At 40.7% G+C, this 18044-nt stretch carries 18 protein-coding genes; 5 read left to right on the plus strand and 13 right to left on the minus strand.

The genetic code is table 11. From position 1 onward, the window contains the following. Positions 1–10 precede the first annotated feature (10 nt). The 8 genes from atpG to FB6_RS12635 form a co-directional block, all read right to left on the minus strand. Positions 11–880: a F0F1 ATP synthase subunit gamma gene (gene atpG, locus FB6_RS12600; RefSeq protein ID WP_086196638.1), complete on the minus strand. Its 870-nt coding sequence runs from the start codon at positions 878–880 to the stop codon at positions 11–13. Positions 881–968: 88 nt separating this feature from the next. Then, the gene (atpA, locus tag FB6_RS12605; protein WP_174560327.1) at positions 969–2513 is read right to left on the minus strand and encodes a F0F1 ATP synthase subunit alpha; all 1545 of its coding nucleotides are present in this window, start codon (positions 2511–2513) and stop codon (positions 969–971) included. Between the two features lie 63 nt (positions 2514–2576). Beyond that, complete coding sequence (locus FB6_RS12610; RefSeq protein ID WP_092820016.1) at positions 2577–3113, minus strand: F0F1 ATP synthase subunit delta; 537 nt, start codon at positions 3111–3113, stop codon at positions 2577–2579. Positions 3114–3125: 12 nt separating this feature from the next. Next, entirely contained in the window at positions 3126–3596 is a 471-nt protein-coding gene (locus FB6_RS12615) for a F0F1 ATP synthase subunit B (protein WP_092820017.1), read from the minus strand. 38 nt (positions 3597–3634) lie between these two features. Continuing rightward, a complete protein-coding gene (gene atpE / locus FB6_RS12620; protein WP_000424060.1) occupies positions 3635–3880 on the minus strand; it encodes a F0F1 ATP synthase subunit C in 246 nt (81 codons plus the stop codon). An 83-nt stretch (positions 3881–3963) separates the two neighbouring features. Further along, positions 3964–4839: a F0F1 ATP synthase subunit A gene (gene atpB / locus FB6_RS12625; protein WP_174560328.1), complete on the minus strand. Its 876-nt coding sequence runs from the start codon at positions 4837–4839 to the stop codon at positions 3964–3966. Positions 4840–4950: 111 nt separating this feature from the next. Continuing rightward, entirely contained in the window at positions 4951–5343 is a 393-nt protein-coding gene (locus tag FB6_RS12630) for an ATP synthase subunit I (RefSeq protein ID WP_086196642.1), read from the minus strand. A 170-nt stretch (positions 5344–5513) separates the two neighbouring features. Continuing rightward, entirely contained in the window at positions 5514–6353 is an 840-nt protein-coding gene (locus tag FB6_RS12635) for a metal ABC transporter solute-binding protein, Zn/Mn family (protein ID WP_174560329.1), read from the minus strand. A gap of 141 nt (positions 6354–6494) precedes the next feature. Here FB6_RS12635 and FB6_RS12640 point away from each other — a divergent pair, with 141 nt between their 5' ends. The 4 genes from FB6_RS12640 to FB6_RS12655 are packed head-to-tail and all read left to right on the plus strand — an operon-like array spanning position 6495 to position 9303. Beyond that, positions 6495–6992 (plus strand): transcriptional repressor, encoded by a 498-nt coding sequence (locus tag FB6_RS12640; RefSeq protein WP_174560330.1) that lies wholly within the window; start codon positions 6495–6497, stop codon positions 6990–6992. After that, on the plus strand, positions 6965–7756 hold the full coding sequence (gene znuC, locus FB6_RS12645; protein WP_174560331.1) for a zinc ABC transporter ATP-binding protein ZnuC: 792 nt from the start codon (positions 6965–6967) through the stop codon (positions 7754–7756). Before FB6_RS12640 ends, znuC begins: the two co-directional genes overlap by 28 nt. A gap of 3 nt (positions 7757–7759) precedes the next feature. Beyond that, on the plus strand, positions 7760–8551 hold the full coding sequence (znuB, locus tag FB6_RS12650; RefSeq protein ID WP_174560332.1) for a zinc ABC transporter permease subunit ZnuB: 792 nt from the start codon (positions 7760–7762) through the stop codon (positions 8549–8551). Positions 8552–8604: 53 nt separating this feature from the next. Beyond that, positions 8605–9303: a hypothetical protein gene (locus FB6_RS12655; protein WP_174560333.1), complete on the plus strand. Its 699-nt coding sequence runs from the start codon at positions 8605–8607 to the stop codon at positions 9301–9303. A gap of 52 nt (positions 9304–9355) precedes the next feature. Here FB6_RS12655 and FB6_RS12660 read toward each other — a convergent pair whose 3' ends face one another. Further along, on the minus strand, positions 9356–9976 hold the full coding sequence (locus FB6_RS12660) for a LysE family transporter (protein WP_174560334.1): 621 nt from the start codon (positions 9974–9976) through the stop codon (positions 9356–9358). A gap of 162 nt (positions 9977–10138) precedes the next feature. On the opposite strand from FB6_RS12660, the gene FB6_RS12665 reads away from it, so the two are divergent. Beyond that, positions 10139–11059 (plus strand): Dyp-type peroxidase, encoded by a 921-nt coding sequence (locus FB6_RS12665; protein ID WP_174560335.1) that lies wholly within the window; start codon positions 10139–10141, stop codon positions 11057–11059. Positions 11060–11091: 32 nt separating this feature from the next. Here FB6_RS12665 and FB6_RS12670 read toward each other — a convergent pair whose 3' ends face one another. From FB6_RS12670 to FB6_RS12685, 4 genes are all read right to left on the minus strand, one after another. Further along, positions 11092–11298 carry a hypothetical protein gene (locus tag FB6_RS12670; protein WP_174560336.1) on the minus strand — a complete coding sequence of 69 codons (207 nt, stop codon included), beginning with the start codon at positions 11296–11298 and terminating at the stop codon, positions 11092–11094. A gap of 120 nt (positions 11299–11418) precedes the next feature. Beyond that, positions 11419–12228, minus strand: a complete 810-nt coding sequence (locus FB6_RS12675; protein ID WP_174560337.1) for a hypothetical protein — start codon at positions 12226–12228, stop codon at positions 11419–11421. A 7-nt stretch (positions 12229–12235) separates the two neighbouring features. After that, positions 12236–14572, minus strand: a complete 2337-nt coding sequence (locus FB6_RS12680) for a LysM peptidoglycan-binding domain-containing protein (RefSeq protein WP_174560338.1) — start codon at positions 14570–14572, stop codon at positions 12236–12238. Then, positions 14565–17876 carry a type VI secretion system Vgr family protein gene (locus tag FB6_RS12685; protein ID WP_174560339.1) on the minus strand — a complete coding sequence of 1104 codons (3312 nt, stop codon included), beginning with the start codon at positions 17874–17876 and terminating at the stop codon, positions 14565–14567. The genes FB6_RS12680 and FB6_RS12685 overlap by 8 nt, the downstream gene beginning before the upstream one ends. Positions 17877–18044 lie beyond the last annotated feature (168 nt).

Here is an 18044-nt window from a genome sequence, read left to right on the forward strand (position 1 = left end):
ACTAATAATGTTAAACGGCAGCGGCACCACCAACGATCTCAGAAATTTCCTGAGTAATCGCGGCTTGACGCAGCTTGTTATAAATAAGTTGTAGACTCTTGATCAGCTCACCCGCGTTATCCGTTGCAGCTTTCATTGCAACCATACGTGCAGACTGTTCACACGCGATGTTTTCAATCACGCCTTGATAAACCATAGACTCGATGTAACGAACCAATAAACCATTTAAAAGCTCTTCAGCTTCTGGTTCATAGATATAGTCCCAACCGTATTGACGGTTCAGACCTTCGCTTTCTTCAGCAGCTGCTAAAGGAACGAGTTGTTCGATCTTTTGGTTTTGAGTCATGGCATTGACAAAGCCGTTTGACACTAGATAAATACGATCTAACTCGCCCTTATCATAAGCGTCCAACATCACCTGTACAGAACCAGTTAACTGTTCAAGACTTGGCGCGTCACCTACGTTTGTAGTTGCACCAAGCACTTTACCGCCGTAGTTTTTAAAAAACGAAACCGCTTTTTGACCAATTAAAGCAAATTGAACTTCAATTGACTGCTCTTGTTGCTGTTGAACGTGTTTAACCACTTTCTTGAACAAGTTAATGTTCAAACCACCAGCAAGGCCGCGATCTGATGACACAATGATATAGCCAACGCGCTTAACCGGGCGTTCAACCATATAACGGTGCTTATATTCAGGGTTCGCTTGTACCAAATGAGCAATTACACGGTGCATATTTTCGGCATACGGACGGCCCTGAGCCATGCGCTCTTGCGCACGACGCATCTTAGAAGCTGCTACCATCTGCATCGCGCGAGTAATTTTCTGCGTGCTTTTGATACTAGCTACTTTGGCGCGAATTTCTTTTAAATTTGCCATACGCTTAACCTAGTATTCGAAAGCTCTTTCGAGCTTCCGAAGGTTGATCCGTGAACCAAACCAGAACTAAATTCAACAAAGTTGAAACTTAGTAAGTTTGAGTCGCTTTGAAGCTTTCAATACCTGCTTTGATTGCAGCTTCGATGTCTTTGTTGTAATCACCAGTTTCATCGATTTTTTGCATTAACGCAGCATGTTCTGAACGGAAGTAAGCAATTAACGCAGCATCAAATGCAACGATTTTCTTCACTTCAACGTCAGCCATGTAGCCTTCGTTAGATGCATAAATTGAAACAGCCTGGTCAGCAATTGAGTAAGGAGCATATTGTTTTTGCTTCATTAACTCAGTTACACGTTGACCATGTTCAAGTTGCTTACGAGTTGCTTCGTCAAGGTCAGAAGCGAACTGAGCAAACGCTGCCAATTCACGGTATTGCGCCAAAGCGGTACGGATACCACCAGACAATTTCTTGATGATCTTGGTTTGAGCAGAACCACCAACACGAGATACAGAGATACCCGCGTTCACAGCAGGACGGATACCTGCGTTGAATAATGATGTTTCAAGGAAGATCTGACCATCAGTAATCGAAATTACGTTTGTTGGTACGAATGCAGATACGTCACCCGCTTGAGTTTCAATGATTGGCAATGCAGTTAATGAACCAGTTTGGCCTTTAACTTCACCATTCGTGAATTTCTCAACATAGTCAGCAGAAACGCGCGAAGCACGTTCAAGAAGACGTGAGTGAAGATAGAATACGTCACCAGGATATGCTTCACGACCTGGTGGACGGCGTAAAAGCAATGAAATTTGACGGTAAGCAACAGCTTGTTTAGACAAGTCATCATAAATGATTAACGCGTCTTCACCGCGGTCACGGAAGTACTCACCCATTGTACAGCCAGCATAAGGAGCTAGATACTGCATTGCTGCAGGATCAGCTGCAGCTGCAGCTACAACAGTTGTGTACGCCATAGCGCCAGTTTCTTCCAGCTTGCGCACTACGTTAGCGATAGTCGATTGTTTTTGACCGATTGCTACGTATACACATTTAATGCCAGAGTTTTTCTGAGCGATGATTGCATCGATCGCCATTGCTGTTTTACCAGTTTGACGGTCACCAATGATCAACTCACGTTGACCACGGCCTACAGGGATCATTGTATCTACTGATTTATAACCAGTTTGTACAGGCTCATCCACTGATTGACGCCAAATTACGCCTGGTGCTACTTTTTCAACAGCATCAGTAAGTTTTGCATCAATAGGGCCTTTACCATCAATCGGGTTACCCAAAGCATCTACTACACGGCCTAAAAGTTCTGGACCAACCGGAACTTCTAATACACGACCTGTGCAACGCGCTTTTTGACCTTCTTGAAGGCTTAAGTAGTTACCTAAGACAACGGCACCCACTGAATCCTGTTCTAGGTTCAGTGCCATACCAAATAAGCCGCCGTCGAATTCGATCATTTCACCGTACATTGCATCAGCAAGGCCGTGAATACGCACAATACCGTCGGAAACCATAACAATGGTCCCTTCGTTCTTAGCGGTCGCGCTGGTGTCCAGATCGCCGATACGCTGTTTAATGAGCGCACTGATCTCGGATGGATTCAGTTGTTGCATTGCGCTATACCTCAATCTTTTTAAAGTTCAGTCTTCTTTTACGCAGTAATTTTTTATAAATAATTACGCAAGAAGACGAGTCCGCATTTTTTCAAGCTTGTTAAGCGCAGAATCATCTATCACTTGGTCGCCTGCACGAATAACTACACCAGCAATTAGCTCTGGTTTAACTTCTACAGAAACATTTACTGCAGCGTTAAAGCGTTTTTTCAACGCATCTGCAAGTACTTGTTCTTGTGTAGAAGACAATGGGAATGCAGATTCAATCACTACATCCACAGTATTGTTATTCTGTGATTTGAGCTGTTCGTATTCTGCTTCAATTTCAGGAAGAAGAGTCAAACGGTCATTTTCAGCAAGCAATGTCAAAAAGTTTGACACTGCTGCGGTTTGATCTTCACCTAAAACTTTGGCAAAAAGACTCACCTGCTCTGCAGGAGTAAGCTCAGGGCGATTTAAGTAAGCTGAAAATGCTTCGTCTTGCACCGCAGCACTGAGCAAAGTTAATGCATTTGACCAAGCGTCAGTTGCACCTTGCTCAGAAGCGTAAGCAAATGCTGCTTTAGCGTATGGGCGTGCCAACGTCAAGAGTTCAGCCATAATCCGCCTCTCTTAAAGTTTAGCAGCCAGCTGAGTCAGCATGGCATTGTGAGCTTCTGCGTCAACTTGCTGGGTCAGAATTTTTTCTGCGCCGGCAACTGCAAGAGCAGCAACTTGTTGACGTAATTCTTCGCGGGCAGCATTGATTTCAGTATCAACAGCTTCTTTAGCCTGTTGACGGATACGCTCACCTTCAGCAGCTGCCTGAGTACGCGCTTCTTCTACCAATTGCGCACCGCGACGGTTCGCTTGTTCGATCAATTGAGCCGCTTGTGCTTTAGCTGCGTCTAATTCAGCTTTCACTTGAGCTTGCGCATCGGCAAGGTCAGCTTTCGCTTTTTCAGCAGCGTTTAAGCCATCAGCGATTTTACGCTGACGCTCACTAATCGCATTGATTAGTGGTGGCCATACAAACTTCATGCAGAATGCGACAAAAATCGCAAATGCAATCGCTTGGCCAATCAATGTGAGGTTGATATTCATTGCTATTCCTCAATGGTTTAATTTAGGAATTAAGCTGATTAACCTACAAATGGATTAGCGAAGATGAAGAACAAGCCAATACCAACACCGATCATAGGCACAGCATCAAGAAGACCCGCGATTAAGAACATACGAGTTTGAAGTTGTGGAGCCAATTCTGGTTGACGAGCTACAGCTTCAAGGAAACGGCCGCCTAAAAGACCAAAACCAATCGCAGTACCTAAAGCACCAAAAGCGATCAAGATAGCAGATGCAATTGCAACTAGACCTAAAGTGAGTTCCATGATAATTCCTCAGAGGTTAGGTATATACCAAATTAAAGTAAAAAATTAAGCCCAACCATCCTTTTGACAGTCAGGCAATACCATTAATGTTTTTCGCTAGCCATACTCAAGTATACGATAGTCAGCATCATGAAAATGAATGCTTGTAACGTAATAACAAGAATGTGGAAGATCGCCCAAGGCACAGACAACGCCCACTGGATCCAGAACGGTAATAACGCGATGAGGATGAAGATTAACTCACCTGCATACATGTTACCGAAAAGTCGTAGAGCCAATGAAACTGGACGTGCAAGGAATGTTACGAGTTCCAGAATCAAGTTCACTGGAATGAGCAACGCTTTTGCAACTGGGTTACTTGGGTTAAATGGGTTAAGTGCCAACTCGCCGACGAAACCGCTGATGCCCTTTTCACGAATGCTATAGAACAAGATAAGCACAAATACCGACAATGACATACCAAGGGTAACGTTAGGGTCAGTAGATGGAACAATCTTGAAGTAAACGTGATGCGGGTCCATGCCAAATACATTTGCACCGATCAGTTGAGCTGTATACGGGATAAAGTCAACCGGGATCAAGTCCATTGCGTTCATGAGGAAAATCCACACGAAAATGGTCAGTGCAAGTGGTGCAATTAAGCGTGACTTGCCATGGAAAGTGTCGCGGACACTTGAGTCAACAAACTCGATGATCATTTCGATTGCAGACTGGAACTTGGTAGGAACACCAGCGTTTGCAGCTTTCGCTACTAACCAGAACAACAAACAGAAAACCACACCGAGAGTGATAGACCAACCCATTGAATCCAAGTGAATAGCAGTGAACCCCATCTGTTGAGCTTCATCAGCAGTCTCAGCCAATTTCCAAGAACCATCAGGCATTTTGCCATAGGTTAAATTGGTCAAGTGATGCTTGATGTACTCGGTCGAAGTAAGGGCATGTTCTTCAGCAGCCATAAATCACACCTGGTCAATGTCAAATACTAAATAGAGGGAACGAACATCGCGTGCTGCCTGATATCTCGTTCTTCTCCTAAAAAACTTTTCAATTTTTTGTTGTGTTTAAACTCATTTCCGGAGTCGTGACGCCCAAAAAGGTGCGACCCACGTCATCGTCTGAACAAGTATAAATCCACAAAACAGCGCCACCGCTGACAACGGTTTGACGTTGCTTAAAATTAAAATGAAACCAACAATCACAATTGCAAACTTGCCCATCAAGCCTCTATACATGTTCGAAAGAACCTGTTTTGAAGCTCGCGCACCTGCGGCTCGAAACGATTGCCAAGAAAAATAACAACTTGCGAGCCAACACACCAACGCACCAAGTGCGGCGCTGTAAGCTGCAGTTGAGTCTTTCAGGACCCACGCTATCAAGGCTGAAACAGGGATCATGCATGCTTGTAAGATGACTAAAGCTTTCGCTAATCGTCGGTCAATCATGCGACTAGTTCGGCTCATTATTTATTCACTCACAGCAATCATGCTTGACAAGTTTAGCTGATGATCGTTTTTAATCGCAGGCATTATAGAGTTACACCCCTGAACATGCAATCTTTTCCCGACCTAAGTCGGATTTTTTAATTACATAAATCGCTTTTGAACTCATCAATTGTTGCTTATTTTTTGCATTATTTACGTGCATTTTGTATGCATTTAAAAGTTTGATCAGCAAGTTTCTTCCACGCCAGCACAAAGTCCCCTTCCCCGCCCATGCTCTCATCGACAGCCTGGAAGGTCACCGGATTCAACTTCTGGTACTGGTTTTTGCTGGCATGCCCTTCTGCCAGGAGACACATATTGCGAGCTGGACGGCTATCATTTAAATACTTGATTTGAGCGATGGTCGGTGCAACATGTGGATCATCGGTCAATGCACCGGAAAATTTCAGGTTTAAAGCACGTTCCAGATATTGATAGGCATCATGATATGCCCAATAAGGCTTTACTGTTGCATTGTTATTGTATTGTTGTGCACTCAGTAGCATCTCTTGAGCAAAGCGTTTGGCATTGGCCCAGTAGACTTCTTTATGTTCGGGTAATTGCTGTGAACGCAGGGCTGCAATAAAAAAACCGATACGTACGGCATTGTTGGGATCTAGCCAGACATGCGTATCTACCGTATTGTTCAGCGCCACACCACGCGTAGTCCGCTGAGGCAGGGTTTGCACAATACCGGAATCTAAAATCGCAATCGCTCTGGGATTATCAGACAACAGCTTGTTCAATGGGGCTTCATGTGCCTTACCCAGCCAGATCACCAACGAGGCATCCAGAATGGCTTTGCGATGCGCAGGAGTCAGGGTGACATCATGTCCGGATTGATCTCCCAGCAATAATACAGGGTTCTCGACACCTTGAGTAATTTCCTGAGCAATCAGATAGATGGGATGGGTAGAAACCACCAGACTTTGCGACCAGCCTAAAGTACTGAATAAAGCAAGTGCACAAAATGCAAAGAAACGGGACATGAACAAGATTACCAAAGACTCAACAGGTGTTATAATATAACAAATCCACAAAAATACCTATGTCTGATCGAAACATGTGACACTTCATGTTAAGATTTAATGTCCTATTGTTTTTATAAATTTCGCACTTGAGGTTTTGCTATGAGCTTATGTTCACACGAACATCACAATGCATTACATGGTGTACACGACCATCATAATGTCGAAACACGTCTTGCTGAAGCCGAAAATCTCTGTGCAATTGCTGGGGCACGCCTAACGCCTTTACGTAAAGAAGTGCTCGAACTGATTTTAAATGCCACCGGTCCTATGGGGGCCTATGACTTACTGGCTAAAATCAAGAGTGATTCTGATCGACCCGCAGCACCACCAACGGTCTACCGTACTCTGGATTTTTTACTGGAAAAAGGGTTGATTCATCGTTTAACGTCCATTAATGCCTATATTCCCTGTTGTCATCCACGTGAAGGTCATCAGGCCGCTTTTTTAATTTGTACCCAGTGTAAAAATGTCAAAGAAGCCTCCGCACAAGGTTTACTTAAACAATTAGATGAACTTTCAGCCTCTGATCAATTTACTGCCCATCACAGTATTATTGAAATTTCTGGGATATGTCAGCAGTGCCGCAACCAACAATAACAGCCCAAACACTGATTGCTTTAGATAAAGTCAGTGTGCGGATGGATGAGCGTGACATTTTGAAGAATGTCGATTTCGCCCTGCATGAGCGAGAAATTGTCACGCTGATCGGTCCCAATGGTGCAGGGAAATCCACCCTGATTAAAGTTTTACTCGGCATTGTCAAAGCCAGTTCAGGCAAAATTCATAGCGCTAAAAAACTCAAATTTTCCTATGTGCCGCAAAAGTTCAATCCCTCGCATAGCCTGCCTTTACGGGTACAAGATTTATTGGCCTTAGAACACTGCGATGCGGATATAAAAGCAGAAATTATTCGTGATACCGGCATTGCCAAATTACAGACCGCCAAAGTGCAGCAACTTTCCGGTGGTGAACGGCAACGGGTGTTACTGGCTCGGGCTTTATTGCGCCAACCGGATGTGCTGGTCCTGGATGAACCGATGCAAGGTTTGGACATTCAGTCTGAAGCTGAACTGTATGAATACGTGCGAAGCTTACCCAACAAATATGGCTGTGCCGTGCTCATGGTTTCGCATGACCTGCAATGGGTGATGCAGGGTACGCATCGTGTGGTGTGCCTGAACAAACACATCTGCTGTAGCGGCTTGCCGGAAAATGTTCAGCAACATCCTGAATATCAGGCCATTTTTGGTACCAATCGGGTGTTCTATCAACATCATCATGACCACTGTGCGCATGGTGATAGTGCGACCCCTTGTCTGCACGATCCTCGCCCACACATTCACCCTGAACCGGAAGCTTAAGCCATGATGGAATGGTTACAAATATTGTTACCTGCATGGACCATGGGAACCCTGTTGGTGTTTCTGACTGCTCCGCTGGGTTGTCTGATGTTATGGCGACGGATGTCATTTTTTGCCGACACTATGGCGCATGGCACCTTATTGGGTGTAGCGATCGCAGGTGCTTTAAGCCTGCCGCTGTGGTTAGGGGTCAGCTTTCTGGCTTTTCTATTGGTGGCCATTTTATGGGTCTTGCATGATCCGCGCTTACCTAATGATGCCTTGCTGGCACTTTGCTCAGCCACCCTACTCTGCTCGGGCTTACTGTTTATTCAACATATTCCAAGTTTAAGACCGGAATTGCTGAGCTATTTGTTTGGTGATCTGCTACAAATTTCCTGGTCAGACTTGCCGATGTTTGCGCTAGTGATTATCGCGGCTTTAGCAGTACTGTATAAAAACTGGAAAGCACAGATTCAAATCGCGATTGACCCGGATATGGCTGTCAGTGAAGGCGTGAATGCAAAATGGCAGCGTCTGGTCTTTATGTTGTTGTTGGCTTTATTTACCGTGCTGGCTTTACGTGCAGTCGGTTCATTACTGATGGGCGCTTTACTGGTGATTCCCGCCTTGACCGCACGTTTACTGGCAAACTCACCTAAACAGATGGTGCTGTGGGCTTTTGTGATTGCTCAAATTGGCATTAGTGTGGGCTTATGGTCCAGTGCTGGTTTAGATACCTCTACCGGTTTAACCATTGTCCTCACCATGGCTGTTTTATTTGCGGTGGTTTTTGCCAAACATAAATTATTATAAATTTTAAAACAAAAATAATTAAGCTAATACAAATGAATTAAAAGGAAATTTGAATGCGTTTATTCGTAATTTTTTTAGGGTTAATCACTGCATTTTGGGGCATCAATCAATACCTTGTTCATAAAGCATTAGATCATTTTGTACTATTACAAGCAGTCAAACAAAATGATTTAACTGAATATGAAAAAATAAAAAAGTTAAATATTGGATTAACCAGCCTGCCAAATGATGATGTAGAAGATGGCGTTCGTAATTTATTAAGATACTATTTGCGCAATAAAATTGCCGGGGCAAATGATGAAGGGCAACGATTATGGGCGACATCTTTAGTACAACAATTACAAGATGCTAAAGTAAAAGGAAATTGTGAAGCTATTGCATATTACGATGAGCAACCATCTAATCGTAAAACAATTCAATCACTACTCACTCCGATCACACAGCAACAAGCAGCTCATGCAATCTCATACATTATTACCCATAAAAGAGTAAATAACAGTACTTGCCCTCATAGGACTTGCACTGTTCAACAACCAAAAGAATGGGAAATTGTAGAAAAAAGGATGATTGAACAATTTGGACCAGATGTTAAATTATTCAATCTTGGACTGAATGAAAAAGACAAAAATAAACAATGTGATTTAAAAATTCGTCTTTTTGAAAATATCTTAGCTTTGCCACCACAACAAAGCGCTATCGTTCTACATTGGTTCTTCGCTAATTCAATTGCTAATAGAATTGCCATTTTTTAGAAAAAAGATAAGGAGTTAACTTTTGGTTAGAAATATTCAAAATGATTAAGCACTACTGATGTATTAAACTCAGTAAGCCAGCGGCACAACTAAATAAAACTGCAAAAGTCCGATTCATATATTTTTGCTGCTTAGGTGACTTGAGTAAACGTAAAACTTTGGCTGCCAGCCCTGTATAGCCTGCCATCACAATCAGATCAATCGTCACCATTGTGGCTGCCATAATCACATATTGAATCCACTGCGGTTTAGACAAATCTAAAAACTGCGGCAAAACAGCCAGTAAAAAAACAATCGCTTTGGGATTGCTCATGTTTACTAAAAAGCCGTGCAAAACCAATTTAGCAACAGATTTAGTGGGTTGCTCTTGTTGAATCTCGATTGATTGCGTAGGTGCTTTCCATTGCAAATAAGCCAAATATAATAAATAGCCCACTCCAAACCATTTCACCACCAGAAAAGCCCAAGGCGTGGTTGCAAATAGCACCCCCACTCCAGCAGCGACAATCCCGATTTGTACCAATAAAGCAAGCTGTAGACCTAAAGCATTCCAGTAACCGCGTCGAAAACCATAATTCAAACCACTGGACATGGATGCAATTGCACCTGCACCCGGTGAAATACTGATGACCCAACAAGCCAGAATATACGCCAGCCAAATTTGGTAAGACATAAAAGATAAGCAGATAGAAAAGTGCAGCCATTATATGACTTTTCATCTTTTATGTGCTTGAAAAATTGATCATCAAAAACAGGCTTTGGGCTATTCACCTTGGCAGTGATGAGGCACAATAAAGCAAATCACGTCTTTGATCAAAATTGTTAGGAGCCATGTATGACTGCCCAATCCGTAATTTTACCGTTACCTTCAGATCATGCTCGGTTTATTGTTCTACGCTTAAAAGACTTAACGATTGATGAGTTAAAAGAAAAACTGCAAGATTTATTTACCACCCGTGATCGTTTAATCACCCAGCACCCCAATGCACAGATTAAAACCGGGGTAGCCTTTGGTCCTGAACTTTGGGCAAAACTCTATAATCTAAGTCCTGCCGGTTTTAAACAACTGGAACCGATTCAAGGTTCATTTCACATGCCTGTAGCTCCGGCAGATCTATTGATTCATGTTGCTTCACAACGTACCGATATCTGCTTTGCCTTAAGCCAGTCATTCTTTGAAGGTATTCAAGATAAAGTGGAAGTACTGGATGAGCGCGTATGCTTCCGCAATTTTGATGGTCGTGACCTGACTGGTTTTATTGATGGGACTGAAAACCCGCAATTTCCAGATGATCGCGCCGAAGTCGCATTATTAGGTGAAGATGCCGGTATGTTTGCCGATGGCTCATTTGTATTTGCACAGCGCTATGCGCACAACTTGGCAAAATGGAAACAGCTAAAAGTTGATGCTCAAGAACATGTGATTGGCCGAACCAAACTAGAATCCATTGAACTGGATGATGAGGTGAAGCCTAAAAATGCTCACATTGCGCGTGTCGTGATTGAAGATGACGAAGGTGAAGAAATAGAAATTTTACGTCATTCTCTTCCTTATGGAGATGGTCGAGGTGATCAAGGTTTATTCTTTATTGCTTATACCAAAAACCTAGAAATTATCGACCATATGCTGGAACATATGTTTGGTACAACTGGTGATGGTATTCATGACCGCTTACTACACTTTGTGACGCCTATGGATGGTGCTTATTACTTTGCGCCAAGTGAGGAATTGTTGGAAGAAGTTTTGGAAGGGTAAAAACCAAACCAAGCTGACAGAAATCGGCTTGGTTAAATCCACAAAAAAGAAGTTTTCCCTGCATTTGTTTCAGATAAATACTCGTCACAATCAGACATATCAAACCCTTTTCGCTCTAAATGAATTGCTTGTATTTCACCATGTATAACATCAAACAATAGAACATTATTTTTCTGATTTTTATCAATAGCAGTATAGGTTAAATCTTGCGGTGAATCACTTGCCCCTTCACTTATCATCCTCTCAGCTTTAATAAGTTAAAATCCAAATGATTTTCACCCCCCTTACTATTATTTTAATAAGTACAAGTTCCTAGTGAAACCAATTTAAAATACAAAAATATCTCATCTTCATTGGAGTCAATTACCCTTTAAAAAATAGGAATACATTCCATCTCCATCATCATTTGAAATAATATTGTTAGTTCCTTTCTTCTTTTCCACAAAGTTGTTTATCAAAAAAGGTTCTTTTTTATCAGGTATTAAGATAAATGAGTACTCAATAGGAGATTTTTCATAGACTACTCTTCCGGTCGAGCTAAAATCTTCTGAAGCTTTTTGAAGTTCATATAGAATCTGATATGTTTTTTTGTTTTTATTATATTCCACAGACCCCAACTTACTAAACCCCATAGAAACCTCATTAAAATTTTTTAATTTAGAATTTAAAGATAAGAAGAAAGGCGAATATAAGCCTAAATTTTTTTTATTTAAAATATATACATCACTTTTAAATTTTTTTGAATTATTATTTGAAACTGGATTTACATAACTCTCAATTGAGAAAATAACTATATTACTATCATTAAATAGTACACTAGAGCCAATAGCACTTACATCTGAAACAATAAAAGGAAACTTATACTCCCTTCCACCTAGCTGAATAAAAGGCTCATAATTTAAAAAATAATAATCATTTCCTTTTATTTTATTGTCATTTTTTAATAGAGGCTTCAATAAAATTAAAATATCTTCATATGGAACATTAACTGTATTCTTCTTTAGTTTAAAATTTTTATCATTATCAGTATATATAAATACAGAATTCAAAACATTCCTATATCCTAGTTTTATATAAGTAGGTTGATTTACATTATTTTCTATATTAAATTCTGCATTAGCAATTGCTGAAAAAGCCAACATACCTATCAAGCATAATTTATATTTCATGATATATTTACCTATTTAATTTAACACCATTTTCAGTGGTCTTACAATTATCTAACCAAGGAAACGGGTCTTGTCTATACGTCATTCCAGATTTCCCCATTGATTTCGTTATCTCTGTTCTGACCTCAAAATGCAAATGTGCACCATCCTCAATTTTTGTCATACTTCCAGCATTACCAGTATTACCAGTTTTCCCCAGAACAGTATCTAGTGTGGTTATAATAGCTCCCTCTGTTACATTTATAGAATTTAAATGTGCATAAACAAAGTAAATTGTGTCTATGTTTTTTGCTAAAGCTTTTTTTGAAACTGGCAAATCATTTACGTCACATTCTAAAATGATAGTTTTTCCATAACCTGGATATGATGGAATTACTTTTGCAATGGTACCAACACAAACTGGATAGACATTGGTACCATTATCAGCCTCAAGATCAAGACCTTGATGCATTCCACTAGATCTATAAGTTGTTCGATTAAACCCTGATGCAACCTTAGTTGCCTGCTGTAAATTACTTTGATTATAAGTTGCAGCATTCGCTTTTAAGGGTAATGATTTATAACCAAACCGCCTCACTTGACAAGTACCATTAAGTGGATTTCTCCAACCATCAAAATTGAGCTTCTGTTCGTTGTTCGTACTAACCTCTTGTGTTTTCTTCTGTATATTTTTTTCTTGAGTAATTGGAAAATTAATCCTAAATTCTTCTTTATCTTTTATCGAAGTGATTGAAGTTAAAACTTGATTATCGAAAATGATTTCAAGCTTATCTCCTTTTTTAATTTTAATAACCTCATGACCATTTTCATTTGTCAAATGTGGTTTTAATCCATATTTAGATTTTACGGAATACCGAATATTGGGTTCAACCTTATTATTTACAATAGATGTAATGATAATACTAATATTTTCTGTTGCTTGGGTATCATTAGCTCCTTTCTTTTTCTCGAATTCTTTACTTGGCCGAACTAAAGCTTTACCACCTAGAAAAACAATAATTTCCTCCATTGTTCGAGCATTCTTAAATTTTTTCCCATCAGCAGGGCTAAGGGTAAATCGATTTACATTAATTTTTGCATCTGTATATTCAGTACATAACCACCATCGATATGCATCCCCCCCATTACTAAATCTTTCCTTATAATTTTGTAATGTACTGCAATTAGGACTATCTTTGGAACACACTTGCCCTTGTAGTTTTGACCATGAAGAGTCGTTTGTTGCTTCAATTATTTTGCCAAACCCTGTTGGACCATCATGATGAGCTACATATCCAACTTTTGCGAGATCACCAGGTTCTAAACTACCGACCTTACTATATATGTTTGTAACTATATCAATATTTGCTCTAGCATATGCCGCTGCTGAATCCACTGAAAAAGTAGGATCCGTTCCAAGAGCTTTTAATTTTGCTTTATCTTTCACCGAAATTAACTTAAGAGCCATATTTTCTTGAAAATTAGAGATTAATTTTTTCTTAATAACATGTTGTTGAAGTAAGGTGTCACTATAGGTAGAACGCGTACATATCTCATACCAAGTTTCACTTAGAAACTGAGTTAATCCTACTGCAGATGATGTTGAAGCACGTGCTTGAGCATTCCATTCTTGGCTTCCTCTTTTTGTACCGGCTTCTGCGTTAATTTTTGCAGCTAAGGCTTGTGGCGCTAAATTATATTTTTTTGCTGCGTTAATAATTATTCTTCGATATTTTTCATTATCTGGATGTAAATATAAATTTTCTTCTGAATATACTGCAGCTACTGTGACGGCAGGTAATCCACCTTCCACTCTTGTTTCAGATGCCCCAGATGTATTCTGCACTTTCTTACCATTAACTTTCAATTTTTTTTCAATTACTTGTGTATTTGTTCTAGCTACACCCTCAACTTGATAAGTATTACCTTTTAATATCATTGCACGAGAACTTAGTTTTAATATTTTTTTCCCCATCGGCAATGTTTTATGATTAGCTATAAGTTCAAATATATTTTTTAATGTATATAAACTTATTTTTATACCTTTCAAAGCATCTTCAATTTGAATATCTTTAATTACCCCATTATCATCACTAGTCATTAAATGACACTGACCATCATACTCTAGTAATAGCTTAGCTTGACGAATTGATTCCCATTTTAAATCATAAATTTTTAATGTTAAAAATGTATCAATGTTTCTACTATTATTTTTTTTCAAATATATCTTTTGCCCAATTTTTAATAAATTTTTCTTTTTACCATATAAACCATTTATTTCAACTAATTCATTAAGACTAATATGATATTTGTTTGAGATACCCCAAAGCGTATCCCCTTTTTTTACGATATGTACATTACTCATACTGATGTCCAGACTCTTTATCATATGGATTGTGATGCTCACCTAAATCTATTTCTTCTTGTAACTCCTCTTCGTCATCATCAAACCACGAAACCCAATCATCGAATCCAACCAATGCTTTATACTCAATATTTTTTTCATCATTTTCTAATCTAAAAATGGATTTATCAATTTTTGAATCTAATTTAAAAACATAGTTCTCATTTATTTTTTCATAAATTTGTATCATTGCATTTTCTATTTTCTCACCTTCTAATGACACAAAATGGAATACTTTAGTAAATGGACCACTGCTTGGTAATTCAGGAACCTCATAAGATACTTTTGCCCCACCTGTAAACACATGCTGCCCCGCCTTACTCTCAAATTTGCCGCCTGTTGTACTAAAAATACCATCCCCATTAATTTTCAATTGGGAACCACCAGCTGTCAGCACAATTTCTTTCGGACTTGTTAATTCAATCTTATCTTCCGTCGAAATCAGTTTAATAACCTTACGGGCAATAACTTCAATCGCATCATCCTGCGCTTGTAATTCAACTTTACCTTTCGCGGCAAAAGCACTTAAACCTTTTTGAGCCGCAAATAAGCTAATTTTGTCTTGCGCATGACCAACAATATTCTTTTGAGTGCTTAAATTAATAGAACCTTGAGCACTGGTCGCAATATCTTGCGAGGCTTGTAAAATAATATCTTCCGGTGTAGTCAGGGCTATGCCATTAGGAGAAGCCAATAGCATTAATGCCTGTCTAAATAATTTCCCCTGTTCCTGCTGAACAGACTCATGAGTATTCCCCTGCTGCGTGTAGCTTTCCATAAAACCTTGCAAGGAACTCAATGCTTTATCTGGGGTGATATCCAGTTTGTTTCCTTTAGTGAAAGCGCCACAGCTGCTCATAATATCGAAGTCTTTAACCTCAACATTCGCCAGTACTTTACCCACCTCTTGCAGAGCACTTAAGGGATTCAATTCAATGTTCTTTTTAATCCCCGCCAGTTGAGTTTTAATCAAGTCTGAGCCGTGTTCTTCAATATTGCCAATAAACGCTTTAAGATTTGAGACCGCTTCCTTTGAATCAGCAAAGAAGGTATTGAATTCCTCGGCAATATTAGAAAAAGAGTTTCCTAATTGGCCAATTTCACTGATAAAACCACCACAATTCTTTAATGCTGTTAAGGGATCTTTACTGATATCTTCTTTAAATAAATTTAAAGTGGTATTTAAGGCTTGTCCTGTACTTTTAAGCTCTAGAGACTGAATAAATTTAGGCAAGCGATGAATCACATTCAAAGCATCTGTTTGCTGCTTCACCGCAATTTCACTCAGCATTTTCATGCTTTCATGGCCTTGATTTAATAATGAATGGGCCTGAGCAGCTTCCAGATGATCCGCAATCGCCTGTTTCTGGGCATAGGTAGTGATTAACATCCCCTTCCCCGCCCGCACAGCTCCCCATTGATCGGTTCTTAACTCAAAGCCTTCACCACGACCATCACTTTCAGCCTTGTCTTTAGGGTGACTCAAGTTACCCAAATTCAGCTGGCTTGCCCCATGACTGCTATGCAATTGGGTACTAATCTGCCCTGTGGTGTCATCAAAACGCAGCTGGTTGAAACCCGCACCCGCGACTTCCTGAGATCGAATGCCACTGAGTTTTTTAGTTTCAGGTAACTGACCTTTCAGATCAAACATCGTTTGGTGACGTTCTGCTTCATGGATTCGGCCCACCACAAATGGTCGGTCTACATCACCCTCAAAGAAATCAACCACCACAATTTCACCAATCCGCGGATGGAAACGTGCACCATAACCTTCACCTGCCCATGGCGTGAGTACATCGACCCAGGCGGAATCACTGTCATTATCATTGCTCCCTGCCCCACCATCATGGCTATGGTCATAACCACGGGTAAACATAAAGCGAACCTTAATCCGCCCCCATTGATCGACATAAATGCTTTCACCTTCAGGACCCACCACTTTGGCTCGCTGTGGGTAGGCTGCCGGTCTATGCATCAAGGGATGATATTCAGGAACTACAGCGATATTGCGTCGTACCAGATACAGCTCATTGGCTTGGCGTTCTTCACCCACAGCTTTCCAGCGACTTAAACTGAGTAGGCTGTCTAACTGCTGCAGAATATCTTTGGGTAAATTGTTCTGGTTATAAAAGGTTTTGCCCAAAATCAGGAATTCTTTGTCCGAACCCGAATGCTGATCAATTTCCGGATGATCCAGCAGTTCAAACCAGTAGCCAACATGGGCATCTCGTACACTGCTTTGGGCAGTAAAATATTTGGACTGCAAATCCTGATATTGCGACAGTTGCTGATTGAGCTGCTCTAACTGCTGGCTGCCTGAAACGGTGCTTTGATCGGTACCAGTTAAATCCGAAGTCCAGGCCGGGCTGATACTCCAGGCCTGTTCTAAACTTAAGGTTTCATTGTCTTGCACATCACTATGTTGATGATGACTGAGTAAGGGATTGGCTTGATCTTGAGACAGCATGTTCGCCTGCCAACGCTGAACCTGAATCGCGGTGGATTGCAAATGACGTTCAGCAATCCAGCTGGTAATACTATCCAGACGTTCTGTCGCATGACTGCGATGAAAGCGAATGCTTCTGCGGCTTAAAGCACTATATTGTGAATTTTCATCAATTAAACGCAACTTCTGCGGCTGTATGACCGCAGATGAACTGGCCACCCCATGTTCCGCTTCATCAATCAGCCAGTTCATGCCTTCACTACGCCAGAGCCGGGTTAAAAATTCATAATCGCTTTCATTGGCCTGCATCACAAAAGGACGGATATCATATTCCCGGCTCAAGCCCTGGGTATTTAAGCTTAAGCTTGCGGAAAAGAGCGCACTTTTCGCCTGCCATTCCTTAAACAGAATTTCACTGATATCACGCACACTTTTGTTCATGAACACCCGGCTGTTACGGCGCTTATGCCAAAGTGCAGTCGCATCTTCAATGGTCAGTTTATACAGGGTGAGTGCGCCATCACTTTGACCTTGACTGGCCCCCGTCACGATGCCCGTGATTCGGGATAATCCACCCAAATCCGTCACTTGATCGACCGCCACCTGTCCGCCAATAAATTGTTTCAGCGGAATATGTGCGTTGGTCGACAAACAGATCAGCTCGGCTTTGAATCCCTGATTGATGCGATGTTGCCCTTCAATTCTTTGAATAAAGACTTGCGGGTTTAATATGGGATTGGAAAAATGAATGTGCAGGGCACGCTTTTGCAAGCCAAAGCCCATCGCCTCAATCACGGCATAAATGGTGTTTAACATAATAATTTATTGTTTTAGTAGTGTTATTTTAATTAGTGGCTGCATTCTAAAAAATGTTGCTTTTTTAGTCCAGTTGCTTTTTTGTTAATTTTATTCCAGGTCAGCCTGCAATTAAATGCATGAAATGGGTTAAAAAATGCAGTGCTGAATCAGAGACTTTTATTCTGC

The organism is Acinetobacter bouvetii (genome assembly GCF_902753875.1).
GTDB classification, from domain to species: domain Bacteria; phylum Pseudomonadota; class Gammaproteobacteria; order Pseudomonadales; family Moraxellaceae; genus Acinetobacter; species Acinetobacter bouvetii_A.